The following is a 24,568-nucleotide window of genomic DNA, read 5'->3' as shown; positions in this document are numbered from 1 at the left end:
TTAGGTTGCTTTTTGCGGGGTGAGGTTAATCAGCGTCTGGTTTTCCCGGGCAATGCACAGCAGGGTCATATACCAGTTGGTACCACGGGTATCGCCGTCGTAAGTAATGGATTTGACGATATATACCCCCTCGGAGGAGAGATCGCCCGCATGGCTTTTACTGTCCGCCCCCTTCTGGGTGTCCTTTGCTCCGGCTGCCGCCGTGCCCTGTGACGAAGATGCGGCATCATCCTGAGTTAACATGCTTCGCTTAATCTCAACGGTGCCGTGAAGACGGATATTGGGGTTGATGAGACATTTCACCGTTATCCCGTTATCAATGTTTACCGAAGGCACGCCAATCAGGCCGGACTGATAGTTAAGTACCACCGAGGACGATAGGTAGCTCTCCTCCGGTACCATTTGCAGCTTTCCATCAACAAACTGCCAGCTTGAGCGGCACTGCGCAGCCACGTTATCCATCGTCTGCGCGGCCGTCTGATAAAACACCCGTCCGCGCGGGAAGCGCGTGTCAGGCAGGGTGCCGGTTGCGCCTGACGTTACGCCTGCCGGGTCGAAGTTGCGCAGGGTAAGCGAATAAACATCCCCAGGCCGATAACCTGCCGCCAGCGTACTTTTCAGGGTGGTGGTTAAGGCCGCCCGGTGTCCATCGACGGCATGCACGATCATCGCGTAATCGGGTGTCGATTCCTGCTGAGTGGTGGCATAGCGGATCTCGCCGCTAAAGATCTCACCATAGTTCAGTCCCCGACTCTGGCCCGTCTCCTCCTGCGAAACTGGCACAGCAACGCCTACCTCGCTGCTTTGAACCGCCGGCGCGATCCCCTGATAACCCGCCACCACTTTAATTCGGGTAAACTCTCCTTTCAGAATTTTATTGCGGGTGCCCTCCGCCAGATTATAAAGGGCGATGGTCGCCTCACTACCGGGTTTACTGACGTCGGTGGTGATGGTAAAGGTGATTTTCAAATCGCCTAAGACGTAATTTTGCTGGTCCTTATCCGTCAGGACCAGCTCGAGATAGCGGTTCCAGTTGACGCTCATAGTGACTCCGTCAGGACGCAAAGATGACTCTTAGTACCGAGATCAAACTGCCCGGGCGATCCCGCCGTGGGGTCGTCACAGAAAACCGCCAGCCCGAAACCCAGGTTGAGGTAGCCGTGCTGCTCCAGCAGGTTAACATCAGCCACCAGCGGCAGACCGGTGATAATATCGCTGCCGTTAATATCCTGAAGATCCAGAATCCAGCAGGGATCGCGCCACAGCAGGCCGATGCGATAACTGATATTGTTGATGGAGATATCGAATCGCTGATTATCCGCAGATAACGGAATTTCATTGATATTCACGCTGCCCCCCTTATAGCCGACGTGCCGCTCCATGGCCGGGTGACTTTCTTACCGCTGTTATGCACCTCGGCGGTGGCCACGCCCTGCTGCATATTGTCTTTCCCGGCGCTGTAGCTCAGCTGCGTTTCGCTGACCAGCACTTCAGTCAGCTTTAAAGTGGCAATCAATGCATTTTCATTGTCCCTGCTGCCCGACACGGTTATCGAGGTGATCAGCATATTGCGATATAAGCGCTTGCCGGTCACCACGTCCAGCAGCTCCCGATTTTGCTGCGCGTCGCGTAATTTTTGATACACCTCTTTCGGGCTCTGCCCCAGACTCAGGCCGGACGCGAGCGAACGGGTATCCCATAAGTCCAGCAGCGAGCCGCCGCCCGCGCACCCAATCGTCATATCCAGCTGGGCGGGATTTTGCCAGGCATGGTCGTAGATTTTTGCTCCCCGCTCAACCGGGTGGCTGGCGGTCGTTAACGTATCGGTATGGGTTTCAGCGGTCACCACATCCGGGATCAGCACGCCAATCTGCCGACGCTGTAGGGTAAAAAGTGTTGAGAAAAGATCCATTATGTTGGCCTCGCAGAAGCTTGCTCAACGAAATAAGCGTTAACATCGTGCTGATGCTGCTTAACCTGCCAGGCGGTGGCAACGGGATCGGCCGAACCGCTGACGTTGATATGCGTCTCCTGCTGGAGATTCACCACCTTATCCTGGTTAACGCTGTTCACCTCACTGACTGAGGGCTGTCGTCCGTCCGTGGCCTGAATACTCGCCGCATGCAGCATCAGCAGTTGAGCATTCAGGGCCTTCGTCGGCCCGGATAAGGCACTCTGCACTCCGCTCGCGGGGCTCTTTTCGTCAGTTCCATTCGGTGAAAAGAGCCCGGTAAAGGAATGCTTCATATCCTCAATGTCCTTATCAGAGAAAAAATGCACCTTATGCAGAAAAGATACAAATGGCCCTTCGGCCAGCTCTTTGCCCATCTCCGTAAAGAAGCGGTTAAGAAAGGCCTTTACCTTTTCCACGGCCGCGATCATATCGGGCGACCAATTCCCCGTCAGGAACTCCGACAGGGTTTTCAGCCCCTCTTTCCAGTCAAGCGTGCCCTGATTCAGCTTGTTGAACTTATCTACCAGCCAGCCAATCGCCGTTTTCGCGGCGGCAATACCGGGTGCCCACGTATCCCAGTCAATAAGGGACTTGCCCCCCTCCTGCCAGGTTTTGTAGTCGTCGTATAACGCGAGTATTGCCACGCCCAGCCCGGCGATGATGCCGATCGGTGAGAGCAGAAATGCACTGTTTAACAGCATCCAGGCAACCGTCACTTCACCCAAAATGGTTATCAGCTGCTTTGTGCCGTTATCCAGTCCGTCCCACCAGCCCGTCAGATCGTTTGCGCCCTGCACCAGCCGCACGACAACACGCTCCCCCACTTCCGCCACGCTGAGCAGGATATCCACCACCTTACCCAGCGTGCGCTCAATATCGGGCGCATTCTCCAGTAGCCTGCCGCTTAAGCGATCAAAGGAGTCTGCCAGGCCGTCCATCAGCCGACTGCCGCTTTTAGCCTGAACCAGGTCGCCGACCTGACTGATGCGCCGCTGGGCCGTCATCATATGATGACCACTGGCGGTCACCTGGCTCATATTGACGCCGAGAGTGTCGACGATGCGGGCATATTCCGCGCTAAATTCCCCCAGTCCCTGGCGCATGGCCGTAGCGATCTGCGGATTGATATTCAGCCTGCTGGCAAAGTCCGCCGCCTGCGCCTGTGGAAGGGCCGCCAGCTTACTGCTGGCGCCGTTAAAAATCTGGCCTGCCGAACTGAGCTGGCCCTTATCATCCCGCGTGGTAACGCCGAGCCGGTTAAGCAGCGCCTCTGACTCGGGCGAACTTTTCACCCGATCGGCAAGCGCCGTAACGGCCTTAAGCAGGGCATCGCCACCGACGCCGGTTTGCGCACCGGCGTAGTCAAGCCCCTGGGTATCGGCGGCGCTCATACCGGCCTGTTGTGCACGCCAGCCCAGCTGCTCAAAACGCCCGGAAACCTGAATGACATAGTTTACGGCCGTGGCGATATGCCCGGTGGTGCGGGCCACCACGTCGCTAATCGTCCCCAATGCCGCGCCGAACTGCGGTAATATTGCTGTCGCATGGTCCATAAAGGACACGACCTGATTTAACGCCTTGCTCTCCTCAAGCTTGTTAAGCCCGGCCAGTAGTTGATCAAATGCCTTCGTCGCGAAGGCCCCCGCCCCGCTGCTTTCTTTCCGCTGATATTCTTCCAGCACAGCCGGTAAGCCCGCTACGCCTTCATCACTCATTAGCCTGTTTCCATCGAATAATGCGGTTTTCGTTATCCGCCTTCAGATCCAGCCAGTCGTTCATGCGGGCAATGTCCGCCAGGTCGACCGTGCCATCCTTGAGGGCGGCGTAGCTGATATACCCGGCTTCCACCGGGCGCATCAGAAAATCTTCATCGTCTGGAAGGGTTTCCAGCGTTAAGCCACTTACGACGGCGCAGTCTCGCTGGCGGGGCGTTCTGGCAAAAAATTTCCCAGCGACTCCTCCACCACGCGCGCAACCAGCTTCAGCATCGTCATAAGATCCAGGTCGTCGAACATCAGCGTGCCCTGGGTAAACACCGGCACCCATCCCTTACCCTGCTGGCGGGAAACGACCGCCAGGCAGGGATGCAGAATGGCGTTAACGTCGTCGTCGCTCATATCAGAGAGCGCATTAGCGATCTTAGGCAGCGCCGTTTCCAGCGCCTGGCTAAGATTCCCCCTGGCCGCAACGCTTTTGATGCCTTCAATATCCGAGGCTATCCCGGCCAGAACCGGGAGTAATTTACGGGAGACTTTCAGCTGTTCAAATACGCCCAGCCGGGTTGTACGGTACGGAATATCTTTAATATCGAATTCCATAAATCAATACACTCCCATCACCTGATCAATCTTGATGCAGTCAAATACCCAGCTCAGCGTGCCGCCCTCTTTGGTGAATTTCATATCGGGAAGTTTGTTGAACGCCACGCCGCGCGCGGTAATCACGTCGCCTGAGGCGTTATTGCGAATGACAATAACGTTATTCCCCCAGGTGGCAGAGGACTCACTCTGCGCATTGTAGGCAAGAGACAGTTTTTTATTGACCGGTGACGTCTGGAGCAGGTTGATGGTGATGGTGCCGCTTTTACCGGGCAGCAGGGAGTTCATCCCTTCGCCATCAATACCCAGGGTCATGGTGTTTTTATTACCCGCCATGGCGACGGTAATACCCTCGTCTGAGTGAGCAGAACCGCTGCCCACGTCGAAGACGACGCCTGGACCGACAAAAGACGCCGTTACATCCATAAAAGAATATGCTGCCATTGTGATATCTCCTTAGCGAACTACATTAATTTGAACGTCGGCGTAGTGCACAGCACCCGCCAGTTTGCATGCCACCTGAATCAGCGGCGCTTTACGGGCTTCCCGATCGGCCTGCGCCTGGGTTGCCAGAGGCTGGGCATAGACGTAATACCCTTTGGTCAGCGTATCGCCCGAGCTGAGCTGGCCGATGTCGCCACCGCTCCAGACACCCGGGGCGACCAGACCGTTGGTTGCCGCCTGTGCCATGGAGGCTTCGACGTTAGTCATCAGTCGGGTGATCCCCGCTTCGGTCTGTGGGATCTTGCTGGTTGAGGTGTAAAGCAGGTTGAAAAGGTTGGTCTGCACCGAGTTCTGCAACCAGTCCAGCCCGTGGCGCTCATCAAAGAAGTCGCCGTTCGCCATGACGCCCTGCTGCAAAATGGCGGTATCATTGGCATAGAGAACGTAGACGTTGGCATGTTTCGCCGTCAGCGCCGCCGCCTGATTGCTGGTCAGTTTTTCGTAGCCCACGCCCGGCTCGGTTTTGAACTTAAGGGTCAGCGTAGTGTTGCTGCCGCTAAAGTTGACGGTGAACGCCCTGGCGAACGCCGAGATAGCGGCATACTGGCTGCTGGTGGAGTACTGAACGAAGGTGCGGCCATAGCCCGCTACTTTCAGCTTCGCCGCCAGATCGCTCTGGGAGGTCGCATCAAGCGTTTCTGCATTATCCGTGGTGACGGCAAAGACCCGGCTCTGGCTGGATGACTCAATGGCGGCGGCAACGGCCAGCAGGTCGCTATCGGTTACGGCATCATCGCCGGAGGCGGCAATCGCCAGACCATACCATTCGGTATACTGCAGCAGTGCGTTCACCGCCTGAGGGAGGGTTTCAGCCTCGCCCGCTTCGCCGGTCGCCAGCGTTTTCGCCCAGCGGCCAATATAGAGCTGCTGAGGTTTCGGCGACTGAGCAAAATAGACTGAGGCTGCCTGATACTCAGCAGAAGCAATACCAAAGTCCGTGCCGATATCTTCCGCAGAGGAATAGAGGCGCAGGCGTTCGGAAACGGGGATAACCGTTGAACTGCCCAGAATCAGCATTGAGCCAAAGTTGCGGCCCGTTGCCGCGGCAGGCGACATAATAACGTCAACGTTCACAATGCTGGATAAAGGTAATCCTTGTGACATACTTTATTCTCCAATCAGATTAAAAGGTGTTTCCACCAGTGATTTAATGCCGTATAAACGGACAGTTTTACGATCCAGACGCACCCGTAGCTGATTAATCCGCCGCGAGATATTGTCCGTAGTTTCAAAAGACGACGTTATATCGCCACAGTTCTCTGCACTGATATCAAAGCGCTTAAGCTCATCGATATTTTGCGATATTGTTAAGCCATCCCGTAATCGGGTGGCATAACGCTGTCCTTCAGGACCATAAAAGGTGATATCGCATTCAATAAGCTCATAGCGCCATAATTCAGCATTCCCCTCCTGTTGATTTTGTATTACCGGCGCACCCGTGGAAGAAAGAGTACTCACCGCGATGGCGCAGCCATTTTCTTCAGCCGTAAATGCAGAGGATGTCTTTACTGGCCCGGCAGCAATAACACTGGCCGCTGGCAAGCCGGTAATACCGCTTACCCATTGCTGTAGCTGTTCAACCAATGCATCATCGTAAACAGCCTCACTATTCAGGGGCGTCAGCCACCCTGATTCAGTCGTTGAGTTATTACTCAATTCACCTCCATCATCATTTATCAGTTCTTAATTTTCGCAGAAAGGCCCGCCATTTTAGTTAAAAAATGGTCGCTGTTTCGCATCAGTTAACGCAATCGCTCTGCCTAAAGGTGCTACAAGCGGAGCGGTATTAAGCGCAGCTATTTAATGTTCATTCAGGCACTGCGAGCGGATATAAGCCTGGAGCCCGCTTATTTGCGCTCTGGCGATTTCGATTCTTCGCCGGAGAGTGAAATAATCCCGTTCAGCGGTGTTATCAGGTCTGGCGCGGGTTGCATCATCCACGCCGGGGGTGGAATTACTGCGATTGCAGGTGGCGGCGAACTGCAACCTGCGACCAGCAGAGAGAGAATGCTCAAGCTGGCTGACATTTTCCAGAGCCTGTTGCAGCTTGTTTGAATACTCCTTATCAATCTGACTAACTTTCTTTTCACGCTGCTGCATATCCTTAATAAGCGTTTGTTTTTCATCCACGCGTTTAAGCGCATGATGATATTCGCTTCGATAAAATATTGCGGTTTTTGCCAGAATAAAAACAACCAGTAAACCCGCCATCATTATTCCTAACTTAACGCTCAGCCAGTTCATTTCCATCTTCCAGTAAACATACAGAGCGCTCGGTTTCACGACGATTTATCAACCCTCGCCATTTTTTCCCGCCAGCATAAACCCAGCGTCGCATTTGATCGCAGGCATTTTGATAGTGACCCGCATTCAGTTCACTTAGCAGAGTCGATTGCCGGAAGGCCGTAATACCTACATTAAAGGTAAAACTATACAGTGCTGCGCGCTGATATTCGTTAAGCGGCACCTTTACCAGACCGTCCACCGCCTGCTCAACAGGCTTAAGATCGTCCCTGAGGAGGCTATCGCACTGCTGGTCTGTATAAATTTTACCTGGAACAATGCCTCTGCCGGTGTGACCATCGCATACCGTCCAGATTCCGGCGACATCGCGGTAGGGGCGATATACCCGCCCTTCAAGACCCTCCTCGCCCTGCAAAAGATGCGTGGCGATAATAAAGGCCCCGCTGCCAGCCGCGGCGATAAGCCTTTTTTTCAATTTAGGTGATAACGCCATAAATTTACTCGTCGATCTCCGTTAAGACATGAGTGCATCTTTGCAGCGCTTTTATTTGAGCTATCGTCATTTTTCGCCGGTAATACCAGTTAATAACGAAGGTAAAAAGTGCTACTAATATTCCTGCAAGCACGCCGATTGCGCTCCATTCATCCGGGCTGAAGCAATTAAGGAATCCATTCGCCATTGTCCCTATCGCTGCACCATAGGCGGCGCCAGACGTTAAATTGTTCATCGTATTGTCGCTCATCCTCATCGGCGGAATTATCCGCCCTGATGAATTATTGAGGCAATCTAACCCGTATATTCCTTTCCATTGGAGGGATATTGACACCTGACTAAACGAGTCAGATTGCTGAGTAGTGTAATCAAACTAATTACCCTCCTGTTATTAAATAAATATTGATAAAAGGAGTCGTTAATCGAAGGTGAAGTAACACGCCTTACAGCAAGGCCTCTCGCACCGGGAAATCCGCCAGTCGCATCTGTTCTTATTCAATCTGTATGCTTTCACACTACAGTGTAGAATTCGTTACGAAAAGCGTTACTGGGATTTTTTTTGAATTTAATCAGATGCACATCATAAACATCATTTATATACAGCACATGCTATCCGCATGAAACTCACTTAACAACCCAACCAATCATCACCGGCTTAGTTATTTCATGATGCTATAGTAGAGGATGAATTTCGTTACGAAAAGCTTTTATTTTTTATTTCTCAACCAAAAAAAATACGCAGTTGATTACATAACGAATCAAATAACATTTTGTTTTACCCATAAAAAAACCTGCCATGAAGGCAGGTTTTTTTACAGCGACAGCATCTTTACTTGCATGCTAATACAGTACCTCGTTAATTTCGTTACGAAAAGCACTTAGTATGATTTTTTTCAAATATTAATAAATCATCGCCCGTAAAACACTCCCACAACCCGTGGGCTCAAAGAACAGGATTTCATTACTAACTAAACCCCTTAAGGGCTAAAGGAAATAACTGTGATTCATCCAGTAAAATCGCTCAGATTTAATCAGTTAATTTCAATTTTTATCAGATTATCAGGGATAATTCGTTACGAAAAGACTTATTATTGAAAATTTTAAACCCATGCGTCCATTTCGAGTTTCGCGTCCGTCATAATAATGCAGGCATCAATAAACGTCTCGGCTATCATCAGCTGGTTACGGATTTTCCCTTCAGAACATTTCAGCTTACGGGCAATACCCGATTTCGACACATTATACATATAGTGTAGAACAACCAGATCAACCTCTTCATCGCGCCCCACCCTTTTTAATGTGGCAATGGCGGAGTCAATAATCATCCCGTCATTATCACAGCAGGACAGACGGGACTTACTCTCTGTCGGTAACAGGCTTTTAAAACCTGCCGCTACAGGTGACCAGTCCAGCTGTGTGCCCTCTGCCGCAGCCCATCCGCCCCATCTTTCCAGTACCTTTTGTATATCCCGCATATAGCCCCCTCTTACGTAATCCTGTCCCGGGTGATATTTCCCCTGCCGTCTGCCCCTCCATCTTCCTGATATCTGTTCTGTTACGACGCGTTGCCCCTAAGGGTCCGAACGTACGCCCGAACTGACCGCAGGCTCACCAGACATGCTTTAATCCGGCTTATCGATGGTGACAATGTTGGCAATCTATACTAAAATGCATTAGGCATCAACCCACAAACGATTAGAAAAGCATTTTTAATGCAAAAATGCATTACCCAACAGGAAAATTTGACGAGAGATAACACGATGATTTTTGATCTCGATATTCTTAACCGAAATATCAAACACTTAATGGATCAAAGCGGAATTATAAGCGTAACTGAGCTGTCAAAAAGAGTAAATTTACAGCAGTCAACGCTGCATCGGTTGCTGACCGGTGAGGTGAAGGATCCCAAGTATACGACGCTGAAATACCTGGCTGATTACTTTCAGGTATCCCCCGTTGATCTTATCGAACGCGACCTGAGATCGGTACAAAGCAGTAACCTGATTCAGATTGATGGCGACCTTCACTCATTTGCGCTGCAAAAAGTGCCGGTACTGGGGAATACTCAGCTGGGACATGGCGGCTACTGGAGCGATATGCAGTATCCGGTCGGGAACGGAGACGGTTTTCTACGCTGGCCCTCCAGCGATCATGACGTCTACGCGCTTAAGTGCGTGGGTGATTCAATGATGCCGCGTATTAAGGAGGGTGAGTTTGTTATCGTCGAACCTAACCAGAATTTTCATCCTGGTGACGAGGTGCTGGTAGTGACGAATAATGGCGAAGTGATGGTCAAAACGTTTCTGTTCAAACGAGATGGTTTTTTCCACCTTTTACCGGTGAATGAAGATCATGCCCCCATTCGTATTGCCGTGCAGGATGTGACAAAAATGCAGTACGTGGCGGGGATTGCAAAATCATCGCTCTGGTATCCCTGATTACCTGACCTTAGTCAGGGTCGGGGCAGTCAGCACTCGCCTGCAGAGGCGGCAATATGGTAAATTATTGCCGTCAGTCAAACGATTGCCCGTGAAACGGGTTATGGAAATGAACGTTATATGGCTTTGCTAATTACCCGGCACTGTATTAACTGCGACATGTGCGAGCCTGAATGCCCTAATCAGGCCATCTCCATGGGCGATGCGATTTACCAGATTGATGCCGATCGCTGTACCGAGTGCGTAGGGCATTACGATACCCCAACCTGCCAGCAGGTCTGCCCGATCGACAATACCGTTGTGACCGACCCGGACCGTACTGAAAGCCGAGAACGGCTGTGGGAAAAATTTGTGGTGCTGCATCACGCCAGCTGATCGGGGGGATTATGCAGCCAGGTTCCTGCCTGCTTAACTCTCAATAATTACCGTGGCGCAGGCGTAATGACGCTCGTCAGCCAGCGTGACATGAACATGAACCACGCCCAGCCTCTTCGCCACGTCAGCCGCCTGCTGAAAAAAGCGCAGGCCCGGCTTTCCCAGCTCATCGTTATAAACTTCAAATTGATTAAACGCCAGACCGCCGCGAATGCCGGTGCCAAAGGCTTTAGCTGCCGCTTCTTTCACCGCGAAGCGTTTGGCAAGGAACCGCACCGGCTGCTGATGGGCCAGATACTGCTGCCATTCATTTTCACTCAGCACCCGCTTCGCCAGCCGATCGCCGGAACGGGAAATTACCCCTTCAATACGGGCAATTTCCACAATATCGCTGCCAAGGCCAAGAATCGCCATTAGCGACGCGCTTCCCGCAGCAGGTTTTTCATCTCTTTAACCGCTTCCGCCAGCCCGCTCATCACCGCCCGACCAATGATGGCGTGACCGATATTAAGCTCGTGCATCTGTGGCAGCGCGGCAATCGGCTGAACGTTGTGGTAAGTCAGTCCATGCCCGGCATTCACTTTCAGCCCCTTGCCATCAGCATAAACCGCCGCATCTTTAATGCGTTTGAATTCCGCATCACGCAGCCGTCCCTCACCGGCTTCAGCATAGGCACCGGTATGAATTTCGATAAAGGGTGCGCCGGTAGCCATGGCGGCATCAATTTGCTGATGATCGGGATCGATAAACAGCGATACCAGGATCCCCGCTTCTTTCAGGCGCGAGACGGCAACGGTGATCTTTTCCAGCTGACCGGCCACGTCCAGACCGCCCTCGGTGGTGACTTCCTCACGCTTTTCAGGCACCAGACAGCAGAAATGCGGCTTGATTTCGCAGGCAATATCGATCATCTCGTCGGTAACGGCCATTTCAAGATTCATGCGCGTCTGAATAGTTTGCCGCAGGATGCGCACGTCACGATCGGTGATATGACGACGGTCTTCCCGCAGATGTACGGTGATGCCATCCGCCCCCGCCTGTTCAGAAACAAAAGCCGCCTGCACCGGATCCGGGTAGTGAGTACCGCGCGCATTACGCACAGTTGCAACGTGATCGATATTAACGCCTAACAATAATTCAGCCATAGCGGACCTCAATTTTTCACAGTATTTGCAGAGTAAATTGTTCATTGCGCCTGCCGGTATAAGCGCGTGCTTATTCAGCATCAGTAAGCGGGTCGGCGCGCTTTTTGGGAATAAACTGACGGAAAAGCTCCTGGCTTTTCAGCGGCTTTCCCCCAAGATAAGGCTTTAGCGCAATGCGCGTAAAGCGCTTGGCGGCGCGCAGCGTATCCGCATCGGGAAAGGTTCGCTCGTAAAGCGCCCGCAGCTGACGTCCGGTAAAGGTATTATGGTTTATCACCAGGCTGGCAATAAAGCCTTTCTCTTCACGGTAGCTGTAGGTCATGCCCTCAGCCACCTCTTCGCCACTCCCCGCGCAGTGCAGAAAGTCGACGCCGTAGCCCAGGTGGCCCAGCATTGCCAGCTCGAACCGGCGCAGCGCAGGTTCAGGTGAACCACTGGCTGCTGCCAGCGCCTGCAGGCAGTAGAGATAGTCGAAAAAAAGCTCGGTGAAGGCGGTTTCCTGCTCCAGTACGCGTGAGAGCAGTTCATTAACGTAGAGGCCGCAGTAAAGGGTAATGCCAGAAAGGGGTAAAGCCAGAGAGATAGGTTCAGCCCCGCGCAGCGTTTTTACTTCTCCGCGTCCCCCCCACCGCACCAGCAGTGGGGTGAAGGGTTGCAGCGCGCCTTTCAGGCTGGAGCGCTTTCCGCGTGCGCCTTTGGCAACAACGCGGATGCGTCCGTAATTTTCAGAAAAGAGGTCGAGCATCAGGCTGGTTTCGCTCCATGGGCGTCCATGCAGTACAAACGCGCGCTGCCAGCCTTCCATCAGGATCAGAGATCGTCAGTGTAGCCCAGGCTGCGCAGAGCACGCTCGTCATCCGCCCAGCCCGACTTCACTTTAACCCACAGTTCAAGGTGGACCTTCACCTCGAACATCTCTTCCATATCCTTACGGGCTTCAATACCAATCGTTTTGATTTTGGCGCCTTTGTTGCCAATAACCATTTTCTTCTGGCCTTCACGCTCAACCAGAATCAGACCGTGGATATCGTAGCCGCCCCGCGCATTGGTCACGAACTGTTCGATTTCAACCGTCACCGAATAGGGCAGCTCCGCGCCCAGAAAGCGCATCAGCTTTTCACGGATCATTTCGGAAGCCATAAAGCGCTGCGAACGGTCAGTGATGTAGTCTTCCGGGAAGTGATGGATAGCTTCCGGCAGGCGCTTACGCACAATACTGGCAATGGTGTCGACATTTTTACCGCTTTCAGCGGAGATCGGCACCACGTCCATAAAGTTCATCTGCTGACTGAGAAACTGCATGTGCGGCAGCAGGATGCTTTTGTCAGTAATGTTGTCAACTTTGTTGATGGCAAGCAGAACCGGCACTTTGCCATCTTTCAGCTTGTTGACCACCATTTCATCGTCAGCCGTCCAGCGCGTCCCTTCCACAACAAAGATAACCAGTTCGACGTCACCGATTGAGCTGCTTGCCGCACGGTTCATCAGACGGTTGATCGCCCGCTTCTCTTCCATATGCAGGCCGGGTGTATCCACATAGATGGCCTGATAGCCGTCTTCGGTGTGGATCCCCATAATGCGGTGACGCGTGGTTTGCGGCTTACGCGAGGTAATAGAAATCTTCTGCCCCAGAAGCTGGTTCAGTAAAGTGGATTTCCCGACGTTTGGGCGGCCTACGATAGCAATAAAGCCGCAATGGGTGGTTTGTTCGCTCATTCAAGTCCTAGCTTAATCAGGGCCTGTTCGGCCGCTGCCTGCTCAGCTTTGCGACGGCTGGATCCGGTTCCTACAACCGGTTCCGCCATGCCGCTTACCTGGCAGTGAATAGTAAATTCCTGGTCATGCGCTTCGCCACGCACCTGCACCACCAGATAGGAGGGCAGCGGCAGATGGCGACCCTGCAGATACTCCTGCAGACGCGTTTTGGGATCTTTCTGTTTGTCACCCGGGCTTATCTCATCCAGACGGCTGGCATACCAGCTGAGGATCAGTTTCTCAACGGACTGGATATCGCTGTCCAGAAAAACACCGCCGATTAACGCCTCTACGGTATCGGCCAGAATTGATTCACGGCGGTAGCCACCGCTTTTCAATTCACCGGGACCGAGACGGAGGCATTCACCGAGATCAAACTCACGGGCCATTTCAGCCAGCGTGTTGCCGCGCACCAGCGTGGCGCGCATGCGGCTCATGTCCCCTTCATCAACGCGTGGAAAACGCTGATAGAGCGCATTAGCAATCACATAGCTAAGGATTGAGTCGCCCAGAAACTCCAGTCTTTCGTTATGTTTACTGCTGGCGCTACGGTGCGTGAGTGCCTGCTGTAACAGTTCCTGATGGGTAAAAGTGTAGCCCAACTTACGCTGGAGCCTGTTAATTACGATGGGATTCATGTGTTACCAGTATCTGAATGCGTCAATTATTCTGCACACGGAACAGGGCTGGACGCGCCAACACGGGACTGTTTCGTGTGCAGGGTGAATGCCAACAGGCACTCACCCGCCTAAGTAATGCTACCCAAAGGTAGGCATCAGTGAATACCGCCAATGCGGCTCAGGCGAACGCCAGTAGGCCATTCACCTTCCTGCTTCTTAAAGCTCATCCAGATGGTGGTCGCTTTACCAACCAGATTGCGCTCGGGAACAAAGCCCCAGTAGCGGCTGTCTGCGCTGTTATCGCGGTTGTCGCCCATCATGAAATACATACCCTGCGGTACCACCCACGTCGACTGTGGCTGACCCGGCTGCTGATAGTACGAGCTTGCCTGACCTGGTGCCTGGGTGACCAGCAAAATAGCGTGCGTGACGTCGCCCAGCGTTTCATTGCGGGTAGCCAGGCGCAGTCCGCCGCGCATGGATTCGCCCTGCGGCATCTGATAAAAACCATTGCCCACTTCATTGCCGTCAAAGCCGCTGAAGGTCTGAATAAAATCGCTCGGCTCAACGTTGGAGTAGGTCACCGGCAGCGCTTTTTCACAGGACTGGCCTGCGCAGGCCGGATTAATGCTCACCGTTTTGCTCTGCGGATCGTAACTGACCCGATCGCCAGGTAGCCCTACCACGCGTTTGATATAGTCCAGGCTCGGATCCTTGGGGTATTTAAACACCGCGATATCGCCGCGTTTCGGATGCCCGGTCGGGATCAGCGTAGTTTGCGTAATCGGGTCTTTGATACCGTAAGCGAATTTTTCAACCAGAATAAAGTCCCCGATCAAAAGCGTTGGCATCATCGAACCGGAGGGGATCTGGAAGGGTTCGTAAATGAATGAACGCACCACGAACACCAGCAGCAGCACCGGAAATACCGATGCAGTGGTTTCCACCCAGCCAGGCTGCTTCGCCGCTTTAATCTGCTCCGGCGTGCCCGTGGCAGCGCCTGACTGTGCCAGCTTTGCCCGGCGGGCCGGTGCCCACTTAAACTTATCAATACACCAGACAATGCCGGTGAGTAAGGTTGCAATCGCCAGAATCAGGGCGAACATATTTGCCATTCCACTTCCCTCAAAGCCCACAGGCTCTATTTGCTGTCTTTACCGACATGGAGAATGGCAAGGAACGCTTCCTGAGGCAGCTCAACGTTACCGACCTGCTTCATGCGTTTCTTACCGTCTTTCTGTTTCTGCAGCAGCTTTTTCTTACGGCTCACATCCCCGCCGTAGCATTTAGCCAGGACGTTTTTACGCAGCTGCTTCACGGTAGAGCGGGCAATAATGTGGTTACCAATCGCCGCCTGAATAGCAATATCAAACTGCTGACGCGGGATAAGCTCCTTCATTTTCTCCACCAGGTCACGTCCACGGTATGGAGCATTATCACGGTGGGTGATCAGCGCCAGCGCATCGACGCGCTCGCTGTTAATCAGCACGTCTACGCGTACCATGTCGGAGGCCTGGAAGCGCTTGAAGTTATAATCCAGTGAGGCGTAACCGCGCGACGTCGACTTGAGACGATCGAAGAAGTCGAGCACCACTTCCGCCATGGGAATGTCATAGGTCAGCGCGACCTGATTACCGTGGTAGACCATATTGGTCTGTACGCCGCGTTTCTCAATACAGAGAGTAATCACGTTGCCAAGGTATTCCTGTGGCATCAGCATATGACATTCCGCAATCGGCTCGCGCAGCTCTTCAATATTATTCAGCGGCGGCAGCTTGGATGGGCTGTCTACATGAACCGTCTCACCCGACGTGGTGATCACTTCGTACACGACGGTTGGTGCGGTAGTAATCAGATCGAGATCGTATTCACGCTCCAGACGCTCCTGAATGATCTCCATATGCAGCAGGCCAAGGAAACCACAGCGGAATCCGAAACCCAGTGCCGTCGAACTTTCTGGCTCGTAGAACAACGACGCGTCATTGAGGCTCAGCTTGCCCAGCGCATCACGGAAGGCTTCGTAGTCGTCTGAGCTGATGGGAAACAGCCCGGCGTAAACCTGCGGCTTCACTTTCTTAAAGCCCGGTAGCGACTTATCGGCGGGATTACGTGCCAGCGTCAGCGTATCGCCCACCGGAGCGCCCAGGATGTCCTTAATGGCGCAGACCAGCCAGCCAACTTCACCACACTTCAGCACGTCGCGATCGACGCGTTTTGGCGTAAAAATACCCAGGCGGTCAGCGTTGTAGCTCTGCCCGGTACTCATGACTTTTACTTTTTCACCCTTGCGCAGGGTGCCGTTTTTAACGCGGATCAGCGATACCACGCCCAGATAGTTATCGAACCATGAGTCGATAATCAGCGCCTGTAACGGCCCATCCGGGTCGCCTTCCGGTGGCGGAATGTCTCGCACCAGGCGTTCCAGCACGTCGGGCACGCCCACGCCGGTTTTCGCAGAGCAGCGAACGGCATCGGTGGCATCAATCCCCACGATGTCTTCGATTTCCTGCGAGACGCGATCGGGATCGGCCGCGGGCAGATCGATCTTGTTCAGTACCGGTACAACTTCCAGATCCATTTCCATCGCCGTGTAGCAGTTGGCCAGGGTCTGTGCTTCCACACCCTGCCCGGCGTCAACCACCAGCAGAGCGCCTTCACAGGCTGCCAGCGAGCGGGAAACTTCATAAGAGAAGTCCACGTGGCCCGGCGTGTCGATAAAATTGAGCTGGTAAGTTTCACCGTCCAGCGCGTGATAGTCGAGCGTTACGCTCTGCGCCTTGATGGTAATGCCGCGTTCGCGCTCTAAATCCATAGAATCCAGAACCTGCGCCGCCATTTCACGTTCGGTCAGGCCGCCACAAATCTGAATTAAACGATCGGATAGCGTGGATTTGCCATGGTCGATATGAGCGATGATAGAAAAGTTTCTTATATGCTTCATTTATATGAATATTTTCGCTTAAACGTTCGGTTTAGTTCTTGCGGTGAACATAACACTGGACACTTCACGCAATGTACCCGCCATCAATGAGCACGCATCTTACACTGTTAGCCCCCGCCACGAAAGAATTCACATACATAGCGGTTCATCAAATTATATACCCTGCCTGTTAATGCATTGCCTTCTGACTGGCGTACGCATGACAGCGCTGCATTTCATTCACCGTCTGACTGTGCGGGCGGTTAACGAAAGGAGCAGAGATCGGATAACGGGGGATAAGCCGATACCGGCTTCCCCTGAAGGGAGCCAGTGAACGATGAACCGGGGCAGGATTAGGTTTCAACACGTAGGGCATCGGGTGGTAATGCGATGCTCAAAATGACGGGCTGGAAGGAGGCCGATTTACCCAAATAAACCGAGATCCCTTTGGCGATAATAAATCCGCCTGTTCCGCCCAGCAGTGCGCCCGACGCTGCGGCCAAATCGCTGTGAAACAGCATTTGAAACAGGCCGGCCACCAGGAACAAGCCGACCAGCGGCGTCATATAGACCAGCAGGGCTGAGCTCAGCAGGCTTTTTTCAGCAATACCCAGCTCAATACGCTGACCAGCAATAAGCGGCTCGCTGCTTGCAACCGTCATCACATGCGCATTTTTTGGCCCCAGCTTATTCAGCACCTGGCTTCCGCAGCCCTTGCGGGCTGAACAGCTACTACAGGAGGTTTTCATTTCCGAATGAAGCGTGGCTATGCCGTCCTTCCACGAAACGACCGTGGCCCATTCTCTCATCATCGCGCTGCTCCTAAAACAATGCCGTCAGTAATACGCTTAGCCGTTGAGGGGGGAAGTTCACCCACAAGGGTAATTTCAGTATTATCGCGTATTTCAGTCTGCACCGTACGACGGCCTGTGCGCAATAGCTGCGGAACGCTATTTTTATCGGCCGCGCTCACGTTGATGGAGAAGGTGAACAGGCCGTCTGAATAGAGCCGCGAATCCACCAGCTTGTTCAGCGCCGGAATGCGTCGACGGCTTTCCGTCAGCTCTTTCATTCCGGCAGGGATCCAGCCGGGCTTCCAGTTAAACGTCACTTTCTCACCCACCGACATCGAGAATGAAGGGGGCATGTTGGCTTTTTCCAGCCCCTGCATCATTCTGCGCACCCCATCGTCCACCGCGAAGCTGACAACACGATATTGCTCAAGCGTTTCACCATCATGGTCGAGGAGATCGATACGCAGGGGCAGCTTTGTTTCGCTGTCCAGCCAGACGATATAGCTGTAGCGGGTTCCGTCTCGCGCCACGATGCGGACGACTTCGCACAGCTGATCGGCAATGCGTGCACGCCCTACTGGCACAAAATCGTAATTCTCAGCAACCTGCTGAAAATCGGCAAACACCAGTGAGGGAAGTGAATCAACAATATGGTCGCTGGTTAGCGTGAAGGGTTCAAGACCGGGCTCGAAGTAGCTGACTTCTTTGCCGCGCTGGATAACTTCGCGCCGGGGACCATCCATCTGTAATAGCTGGGCGTAGACTTTATCGTTGAGCACAGCATGACGGTAGCGCAGGGATTCAATCCCGAGCCTGGAAACGTTGATGTAGGCGAGTTCGTAATTAAGAGACTGGCTGGCCTGCTCCATTTGTTGCAGAAGCGCCCCGGAGGTGGTTTCCGCCGGGGCGACTGAGGAGTACATCAGGCTGCCAGCCATAAGGCTGACGGCACACCAAAGTTGCTTCATTACTGCTGCTGAATTCCTAACGACTGGTTACCAGGAACCTGAACGGCGGCCTGCTGCGCAGGGTTTTGTTCAAATTGAGCCTGGCCAGAATGCAGACGGCGCTGCAGTTCATAATCCTGGAGCATCGCGTTAACGCGGCGACGCTGTTCCTGTACGCGCTGTGGTGCACTGCTCATCGCAGCGCTTTCAGAGGGTACACCCAGGCTTACCGGCGAGGCCTGACCCATCATCGGCAGGGTGTTAAACACCGGTGCATCCGATCCCGTCTGACCATTCTGTGGCTGGTTGTAATGTTGCACACCCACAATCACCGCCAGTGAAACACAGGCAGCCACACCAACCTGAGTAATCTGTGCCGCCCAGGGACGCACTTTGTGCCAGAACGGCATATTCTCGTAGCGCTCCGGTTTGGGCTGCGCTTCAGGAATAAGCGGCGTCGTTTTGTTGCGCGGCTCAAGTTCGATGGCCGCTGCAACACGGTCGGCGATATCAAAATGCATCACCGGCGCAAGATCGCCACGCAGGGTATCGCGAATCAGGTGATAGCTTTCCCAGTTTTTCTGGAGCGTGGCGTCGTTAGACAAGGCTGACAAAACTTCGTTATCCAAAGTTTCCCCGTCCATTAAAGCGGAAAGTTGTTCTTTCTGCATGCCTTATACCTTCCTGTATCCGCTATTGCTAGCGTTGGATAAGCGGTTGAATTTTATTGTCGATAGCTTCGCGGGCACGGAAAATCCGGGACCGCACCGTACCTACCGGACACTCCATGATGCTGGCTATCTCTTCATAGCTCAGGCCATCCAGTTCCCTTAACGTAATTGCCATACGCAGGTCTTCGGGAAGTGTCTCAATGGTGCGAAAAACTACCTGCTTCAGTTCTTCCGACAACATTAAGTTCTCAGGGTTCGAAATTTCTTTCAGTGCGCCTGCACTTTCAAAGTTTTCCGCATCAATTGCATCCACATCACTTGCCGGTGGACGACGCCCCTGAGCAACCAGGTAATTTTTAGCCGTATTAACGGCAATCCTATAAAGCCAGGTATAAAATGCGCTATCGCCCCGGAATGAATCCAGCGCACGATACGCTTTTATAAACGATTCCTGAACAACGTCAGGCACATCTCCCGAGGGTACATAACGGGAAACCAGACTGGCCACTTTGTGCTGGTAGCGAACCACCAGGAGGTTAAATGACTTCTGATCGCCTTTCTGCACGCGCTCAACGAGAACGTGATCTGCTAACTGCTCGCTCATCTGAGGTAATGTCTCCCCCAATCTTTTCCAACGCATTGACGAACTACCCGCAACAACTCATATTTTTTGAGCAAGCATCCGCTTAGAGTGATGATCATGAGTTAAGTTCCATACGTTGTTATATGTGTGATGACGCTATGCGAAGAATAGAGCCGGTACGCATTTTTATGATTTCTATCCGGTTCAGACAGCTACTGTTTTCTCTTCTTCTACGCCTGGTGACGCAAAGTCCTGTTAACGCCGCAGAGTACCCCAACAGGCTCCCTTTTTCACCTTATAATCTCGGCAATCCGCCGCTGTTCGCAATATTAACGTCGTCCTACGGGCTGCATAGCCAAATGACATCGTTTTTCAGCGTCCTGGGCCCCTTATCCTCCCCCTTTGAACAGTTGTTGTGCCAAAAAGGCTTTTTTTTCAGCGAAACCCGATGATATGCTCAGCAAACGGCCTGTTTAGTATATTAAACATCATGACAACTTCCCCTGAATACAGCAGTGACGTATTAATCATCGGCAGCGGTGCCGCCGGGCTGGCACTGGCGCTGCGTCTGGCGCGAACGCATCAGGTTATCGTTTTGAGCAAGGAGAGCATTCACGAGGGGTCCACCCTCTATGCTCAGGGCGGGATAGCGGCGGTGTTCGACGAAACAGACAGTATTGCCTCCCATGTCGAGGATACGCTGATCGCCGGGGGCGGACTCTGCGACAGCGAAACGGTCACTTTTGTTGCCAGCAATGCGCGTCACTGCGTTCAGTGGCTGATCGATAACGGTGTACCTTTTGATAAAGAGAGTCCGCTCAGCCCCACTGCCCGGTATCACCTGACGCGTGAGGGTGGTCACAGCCACCGCCGTATTCTGCACAGCGCGGATGCCACAGGGCGATCGGTAGAAAACACCCTGGTGAGTCAGGCACTGCGCCACCCTAATATCCGGCTTATTGAGCGCTGTAATGCCGTGGATTTGATCGCGTCCGATCGGATTGGTCTGCCCGGTAAGCGCCGCATCGTGGGTGCCTGGATCTGGAACCGCAACCGGCAACACGTTGAAACCTGGCGCGCCCGCACCGTAGTGCTGGCGACGGGCGGGGCTGCAAGGGTCTATCAGTATACGACTAACCCGGATGTTGCCTCCGGCGACGGTATTGCCATGGCGTGGCGGGCGGGCTGTCGGATGGCTAATCTTGAATTCAATCAGTTTCATCCAACCTGCCTGTTCCATCCTCAGGCACGAAATTTTCTGTTAAGTGAAGCATTACGAGGCGAAGGCGCGGTGCTGAAGCGCCCGGATGGTACCCGCTTTATGCCCGATTTCGATCCGCGCGCCGAGCTGGCCCCGCGTGATATCGTGGCGCGCGCTATCGACCACGAAATGAAGCGGCTGGGTGCAGACTGTATGTTTCTGGATATCAGCCATAAACCGGCGGATTTTATTCGTGCCCATTTTCCGACTATTACTGAGAAGCTCAGCACGCTGGGCATCGATTTGACCCGTGATGCCGTGCCGATTGTGCCGGCCGCGCACTATACCTGTGGCGGTGTGATGGTTGATCGGCATGGACGCACGGACGTTGATGGCCTGTATGCCATTGGCGAGGTCAGCTATACGGGCCTGCACGGGGCAAACCGGCTGGCTTCCAACTCGCTGCTGGAGTGCCTCGTCTACGGCTGGTCGGCCGCGGAAGAAATAAACCAGCATTTACAAGCCGTGCCACCCGTCGGGGATCTGCCAGTCTGGGATGAAAGTCGCGTTGACGACGCGGACGAGCGCGTGGTTATTCAGCATAACTGGCATGAGCTGCGGCTGTTGATGTGGGATTATATGGGTATTGTTCGCACCACCCGGCGCCTGGAGCGTGCACTACGCCGCATCAGCATGCTTTTGCAGGAAATTGATGAGTATTACGCTCTCTTCCGCGTCTCCAGTGACCTGCTTGAACTGCGTAATCTGGTACAGGTTGCTGAACTGATGGTGCGCTGTGCGATGGCGCGGAAAGAGAGCCGCGGGCTACATTACCAGCTGGATTATCCTCACCCGCTGGCGGTGGCTGCTCCTACCATTCTGACGCCCGATCAGCGGTAAAGGTAAAAATCCCGGGTCAGGCTACAGTGCGCGTCAGAATAGCGCTGGTCCGGCCCGCGAATGGTCATACGATCGATCATCTGCTCGCCCGCGCGGGGCGATAGCGCCAGCATAACGCGATTGGGCGGTCGATTATCGTTATCGGAGATATCGGTACGAAAGCGCAAATGCCAGCCGCGCTGCTGCGCCAAATCGGCCAGCACCTGGCCTGCGGCCGCGGGCAGGATCACGCAAAAAAAGCCCTCTTCCGCCACTAAGGTTTCCGCACACGCCAGCAGTACATCATGGGTCAGACCGGTGGTATAGCGGGCGGCTGTCCGTTCAGGCGTGGCACAGTCAACGCCGGGCACAAAATAGGGTGGATTGCTGACAATCAGACTGTAGCGATGCTCGCACTCCTGCGCCCACCGCCGGATATCATCCTGCCAGATATGAATGCGATCGGCCCAGGGTGAGGCCTGCGCATTTTCCTGCGCCTGCCCGGCGGCCTGCTCGTCCAGTTCAACCGCATCGATAATCGTCTCCTGCCCGGTTCGCTGTGCCAGCATCAGCGCGATCAGGCCGCTGCCGGTACCGATATCCAGTACCCTCTGGGCGCCTGCAACCGGGGCCCAGGCGCCCAGAAGCACGCCATCCGTGCCCACTTTCATGGCGCAACGATAGTGAGCGACGAAAAATTGTTTAAAGGTAAATCCATTGGCGCGCAAAACCGCTTTATGCTGAGACATTTGACTGACCTGAAGTGGAAACGGCGCTAGCATAGGACAAAGCAGATGTAAGGAAAAGTCATAAAGGCCACACAAACAGATGAAGATCGCGGCCAATCTGTCTATAATCAGCGCCCCAAACTGAGGTAGAACATGACTGTAACCACTTTTTCCGAACTCGAACTTGATGAAAGCCTGCTGAGAGCCTTGCAGGACAAGGGCTTTACGCGCCCTACGGCTATCCAGGCCGCTGCGATCCCGCCTGCACTGGAGGGTCGCGACGTTCTGGGTTCGGCACCAACAGGTACAGGCAAAACAGCGGCATATTTGCTGCCTGCTCTACAGCATTTGCTCGATTTTCCCCGCAAGCAATCCGGTCCCCCGCGTATTCTGGTGGTGACGCCAACGCGCGAGCTGGCGATGCAGGTGGCCGATCAGGCCCGCGAGCTGGCTAAATATACCCACCTGGATATTGCCACCATCACCGGCGGCGTGGCCTATATGAACCATGCCGAAGTGTTCAGCGAAAACCAGGACGTGGTGGTTGCTACCACCGGTCGCCTGCTGCAATACATCAAAGAAGAAAACTTTGACTGCCGTGCGGTGGAAACGCTGATCCTCGACGAAGCCGACCGCATGCTGGATATGGGCTTTGCGCAGGATATCGAAACCATTTCTGCCGAAACCCGCTGGCGCAAGCACACCCTGCTTTTTTCTGCCACGCTGGAAGGCGATGCGATCAAGGACTTCTCCGACCGCCTGCTTAACGAGCCGGTAGAGATTGAAGCCGATCCCGCCCGTCGCGAACGTAAGAAAATTCTGCAGTGGTACTACCGTGCCGATGATATCAAGCACAAAACGGCGCTGCTGATCCACCTGCTTAAGCAGACCGACGTTACCCGCTCGGTGGTCTTTGTGCGCAAGCGCGAGCGCGTGCACGAGCTGTGTGGCTGGCTGCGCGAAGCCGGTATCAATACCAGCTACCTTGAGGGTGAGCTTGAGCAGTACAAACGTAACGAAGCGATCAAACGCGTCGTGGACGGGCGCGTTAACGTCATGGTGGCGACGGACATCGCTGCTCGCGGCATTGATATTGACGATGTCAGCCACGTATTTAACTTCGATATGCCGCGTACCGCTGACATCTATCTGCACCGTATTGGCCGCACGGGCCGCGCAGGTAAGAAAGGCACAGCGATCTCGCTGGTTGAGGCACATGACAATCTCCTGCTCGGGAAGGTCAGCCGTTACATTAACGAACCGCTGAAAGCGCGAACCATTGATGAACTCCGCCCAACGACCCGACCGCCGAGCGAGAAACTCAGCGGTAAGCCGTCGAAGAAGGTGATGGCGAAACGCAAAGAGAAAAAAGAGAGCGAAGAGACGAAGCCGCGGGTGAAAAAACGCCATCGCGATGCGAAAAATATTGGTAAGCGTCGTAAGCCAAGCGGTACGGTGAATGGCGACAGCGCTGAATAAAACGCAAAGAAAACCGCCTCACTGAAGACTGACTTCATAAGGTTGAACGGTTTATCATGCGGCCATCAGTGCCTGGGTTCGGTACTCTACCGGACTCAGGCTCTTTAGTTTGTATCAGAATTTTCATAATGGTGAGACGTGTTCAGGGATTACGATGTGCAACTCACTGATACTTTTGTACTCTTCAAGGTAAAGACGCTCTGTCATTAGAAACTTTTTATCACTGCATTATTTAAACAGTGCCTTTTTAGTGACATTATTTGCTTCAGACCTGCTTATTCCACTCGCGTCTGATACTGCATCAGAACATTTAAAGCATTTCCGAGAATGCCAGGCTCATCTATATCTCTCGCAATAATGAAAGAAGTTTAAAAGCGGGTTTGATTTATAAAAACCAACGAAGATAACTTTACCCGCCCTTCAGCGGGCTATAATTATTTTCGATTATAAAGCCTGTACAAAACATAGCTAAACAATACTGCTATTACAGCAACCACTATTGCTTTAGCAAATAAATGAG

The 24,568-nt window shown here is 53.4% G+C and carries 29 protein-coding genes; 4 read left to right on the top strand and 25 right to left on the bottom strand.

Translation table 11 applies throughout. The annotated features are described in order from the left end of the window. The 13 genes from AC4PCC_RS04945 to AC4PCC_RS04885 form a co-directional block, all read right to left on the bottom strand. Positions 1 to 1,044: a hypothetical protein gene (locus AC4PCC_RS04945; protein WP_492126595.1), complete on the bottom strand. Its 1,044-nt coding sequence runs from the start codon at positions 1,042 to 1,044 to the stop codon at positions 1 to 3. Beyond that, positions 1,041 to 1,349 (bottom strand): phage baseplate plug family protein, encoded by a 309-nt coding sequence (locus tag AC4PCC_RS04940; protein ID WP_492126594.1) that lies wholly within the window; start codon positions 1,347 to 1,349, stop codon positions 1,041 to 1,043. Before AC4PCC_RS04940 ends, AC4PCC_RS04945 begins: the two co-directional genes overlap by 4 nt. Beyond that, positions 1,346 to 1,912, bottom strand: a complete 567-nt coding sequence (locus AC4PCC_RS04935; protein WP_067709490.1) for a phage baseplate protein — start codon at positions 1,910 to 1,912, stop codon at positions 1,346 to 1,348. Before AC4PCC_RS04935 ends, AC4PCC_RS04940 begins: the two co-directional genes overlap by 4 nt. Next, positions 1,912 to 3,669 (bottom strand): hypothetical protein, encoded by a 1,758-nt coding sequence (locus AC4PCC_RS04930; RefSeq protein ID WP_492126593.1) that lies wholly within the window; start codon positions 3,667 to 3,669, stop codon positions 1,912 to 1,914. Before AC4PCC_RS04930 ends, AC4PCC_RS04935 begins: the two co-directional genes overlap by 1 nt. After that, on the bottom strand, positions 3,662 to 3,811 hold the full coding sequence (locus AC4PCC_RS04925) for a DUF6889 family protein (protein WP_067709495.1): 150 nt from the start codon (positions 3,809 to 3,811) through the stop codon (positions 3,662 to 3,664). The genes AC4PCC_RS04930 and AC4PCC_RS04925 overlap by 8 nt, the downstream gene beginning before the upstream one ends. Positions 3,812 to 3,855: 44 nt before the next feature. Beyond that, a complete protein-coding gene (locus tag AC4PCC_RS04920; RefSeq protein ID WP_492126592.1) occupies positions 3,856 to 4,272 on the bottom strand; it encodes a phage tail assembly chaperone in 417 nt (138 codons plus the stop codon). 3 nt (positions 4,273 to 4,275) lie between these two features. Then, positions 4,276 to 4,716: a phage structural protein gene (locus AC4PCC_RS04915; protein ID WP_067709499.1), complete on the bottom strand. Its 441-nt coding sequence runs from the start codon at positions 4,714 to 4,716 to the stop codon at positions 4,276 to 4,278. Positions 4,717 to 4,728: 12 nt separating this feature from the next. Next, entirely contained in the window at positions 4,729 to 5,880 is a 1,152-nt protein-coding gene (locus tag AC4PCC_RS04910) for a DUF3383 family protein (protein ID WP_492126591.1), read from the bottom strand. A gap of 3 nt (positions 5,881 to 5,883) precedes the next feature. Further along, positions 5,884 to 6,432, bottom strand: a complete 549-nt coding sequence (locus AC4PCC_RS04905; protein WP_492126590.1) for a phage neck terminator protein — start codon at positions 6,430 to 6,432, stop codon at positions 5,884 to 5,886. Between the two features lie 144 nt (positions 6,433 to 6,576). Continuing rightward, positions 6,577 to 7,020 (bottom strand): lysis protein, encoded by a 444-nt coding sequence (locus tag AC4PCC_RS04900; RefSeq protein WP_369815726.1) that lies wholly within the window; start codon positions 7,018 to 7,020, stop codon positions 6,577 to 6,579. After that, positions 7,001 to 7,513, bottom strand: a complete 513-nt coding sequence (locus AC4PCC_RS04895) for a lysozyme (protein WP_492126589.1) — start codon at positions 7,511 to 7,513, stop codon at positions 7,001 to 7,003. Before AC4PCC_RS04895 ends, AC4PCC_RS04900 begins: the two co-directional genes overlap by 20 nt. A 4-nt stretch (positions 7,514 to 7,517) precedes the next feature. After that, entirely contained in the window at positions 7,518 to 7,748 is a 231-nt protein-coding gene (locus AC4PCC_RS04890; protein WP_067709664.1) for a class II holin family protein, read from the bottom strand. Between the two features lie 865 nt (positions 7,749 to 8,613). Then, positions 8,614 to 8,988, bottom strand: a complete 375-nt coding sequence (locus AC4PCC_RS04885) for an antiterminator Q family protein (RefSeq protein WP_067709507.1) — start codon at positions 8,986 to 8,988, stop codon at positions 8,614 to 8,616. Positions 8,989 to 9,255: 267 nt separating this feature from the next. Between AC4PCC_RS04885 and AC4PCC_RS04880 the strand changes: the two genes are divergently transcribed. Further along, complete coding sequence (locus AC4PCC_RS04880) at positions 9,256 to 9,951, top strand: S24 family peptidase (RefSeq protein ID WP_492126588.1); 696 nt, start codon at positions 9,256 to 9,258, stop codon at positions 9,949 to 9,951. 120 nt (positions 9,952 to 10,071) lie between these two features. Then, complete coding sequence (locus AC4PCC_RS04875) at positions 10,072 to 10,326, top strand: YfhL family 4Fe-4S dicluster ferredoxin (RefSeq protein WP_492126587.1); 255 nt, start codon at positions 10,072 to 10,074, stop codon at positions 10,324 to 10,326. Positions 10,327 to 10,359: 33 nt separating this feature from the next. On the opposite strand, the gene acpS is transcribed toward AC4PCC_RS04875, so the two are convergent. From acpS to rpoE, 11 genes are all read right to left on the bottom strand, one after another. Continuing rightward, positions 10,360 to 10,740 (bottom strand): holo-ACP synthase, encoded by a 381-nt coding sequence (acpS, locus tag AC4PCC_RS04870; RefSeq protein WP_492126586.1) that lies wholly within the window; start codon positions 10,738 to 10,740, stop codon positions 10,360 to 10,362. Then, positions 10,740 to 11,471: a pyridoxine 5'-phosphate synthase gene (gene pdxJ, locus AC4PCC_RS04865; protein ID WP_492126585.1), complete on the bottom strand. Its 732-nt coding sequence runs from the start codon at positions 11,469 to 11,471 to the stop codon at positions 10,740 to 10,742. The genes acpS and pdxJ overlap by 1 nt, the downstream gene beginning before the upstream one ends. Before the next feature lie 70 nt (positions 11,472 to 11,541). After that, positions 11,542 to 12,276 carry a DNA repair protein RecO gene (gene recO / locus AC4PCC_RS04860; RefSeq protein ID WP_067709518.1) on the bottom strand — a complete coding sequence of 245 codons (735 nt, stop codon included), beginning with the start codon at positions 12,274 to 12,276 and terminating at the stop codon, positions 11,542 to 11,544. Between the two features lie 5 nt (positions 12,277 to 12,281). After that, positions 12,282 to 13,187, bottom strand: a complete 906-nt coding sequence (gene era / locus AC4PCC_RS04855; protein ID WP_067709521.1) for a GTPase Era — start codon at positions 13,185 to 13,187, stop codon at positions 12,282 to 12,284. Beyond that, positions 13,184 to 13,864, bottom strand: a complete 681-nt coding sequence (gene rnc / locus AC4PCC_RS04850) for a ribonuclease III (RefSeq protein WP_067709524.1) — start codon at positions 13,862 to 13,864, stop codon at positions 13,184 to 13,186. The genes era and rnc overlap by 4 nt, the downstream gene beginning before the upstream one ends. Before the next feature lie 137 nt (positions 13,865 to 14,001). Beyond that, positions 14,002 to 14,961, bottom strand: coding sequence for a signal peptidase I (gene lepB, locus AC4PCC_RS04845; RefSeq protein WP_067709526.1), 960 nt, complete (start codon positions 14,959 to 14,961; stop codon positions 14,002 to 14,004). A gap of 26 nt (positions 14,962 to 14,987) precedes the next feature. Beyond that, a complete protein-coding gene (gene lepA, locus AC4PCC_RS04840) occupies positions 14,988 to 16,787 on the bottom strand; it encodes a translation elongation factor 4 (protein ID WP_067709528.1) in 1,800 nt (599 codons plus the stop codon). A 332-nt stretch (positions 16,788 to 17,119) separates the two neighbouring features. Next, complete coding sequence (gene rseC, locus AC4PCC_RS04835; RefSeq protein ID WP_067709530.1) at positions 17,120 to 17,578, bottom strand: SoxR-reducing system protein RseC; 459 nt, start codon at positions 17,576 to 17,578, stop codon at positions 17,120 to 17,122. Further along, complete coding sequence (rseB, locus tag AC4PCC_RS04830; protein WP_492126584.1) at positions 17,575 to 18,528, bottom strand: sigma-E factor regulatory protein RseB; 954 nt, start codon at positions 18,526 to 18,528, stop codon at positions 17,575 to 17,577. Before rseB ends, rseC begins: the two co-directional genes overlap by 4 nt. Further along, a complete protein-coding gene (gene rseA, locus AC4PCC_RS04825) occupies positions 18,528 to 19,178 on the bottom strand; it encodes an anti-sigma-E factor RseA (RefSeq protein WP_492126583.1) in 651 nt (216 codons plus the stop codon). Before rseA ends, rseB begins: the two co-directional genes overlap by 1 nt. 28 nt (positions 19,179 to 19,206) lie before the next feature. After that, complete coding sequence (gene rpoE / locus AC4PCC_RS04820) at positions 19,207 to 19,782, bottom strand: RNA polymerase sigma factor RpoE (RefSeq protein WP_067709536.1); 576 nt, start codon at positions 19,780 to 19,782, stop codon at positions 19,207 to 19,209. Positions 19,783 to 20,251: 469 nt separating this feature from the next. Here rpoE and nadB point away from each other — a divergent pair, with 469 nt between their 5' ends. Further along, complete coding sequence (gene nadB, locus AC4PCC_RS04815) at positions 20,252 to 21,862, top strand: L-aspartate oxidase (RefSeq protein ID WP_492126582.1); 1,611 nt, start codon at positions 20,252 to 20,254, stop codon at positions 21,860 to 21,862. Here the strand turns inward: nadB and trmN are convergent. Next, positions 21,853 to 22,590 carry a tRNA(1)(Val) (adenine(37)-N(6))-methyltransferase TrmN gene (gene trmN, locus AC4PCC_RS04810; RefSeq protein ID WP_492126581.1) on the bottom strand — a complete coding sequence of 246 codons (738 nt, stop codon included), beginning with the start codon at positions 22,588 to 22,590 and terminating at the stop codon, positions 21,853 to 21,855. The two genes, nadB and trmN, sit on opposite strands and share 10 nt — an antisense overlap. Before the next feature lie 132 nt (positions 22,591 to 22,722). Here trmN and srmB point away from each other — a divergent pair, with 132 nt between their 5' ends. Next, a complete protein-coding gene (srmB, locus tag AC4PCC_RS04805; RefSeq protein WP_345828607.1) occupies positions 22,723 to 24,048 on the top strand; it encodes an ATP-dependent RNA helicase SrmB in 1,326 nt (441 codons plus the stop codon). Positions 24,049 to 24,568 lie beyond the last annotated feature (520 nt).

Source organism: Erwinia sp. L03-1 (genome assembly GCF_058686115.1).
Note: the sequence above shows the minus strand (reverse complement) of the source record. Positions and strands in the feature narration are given on the sequence as shown.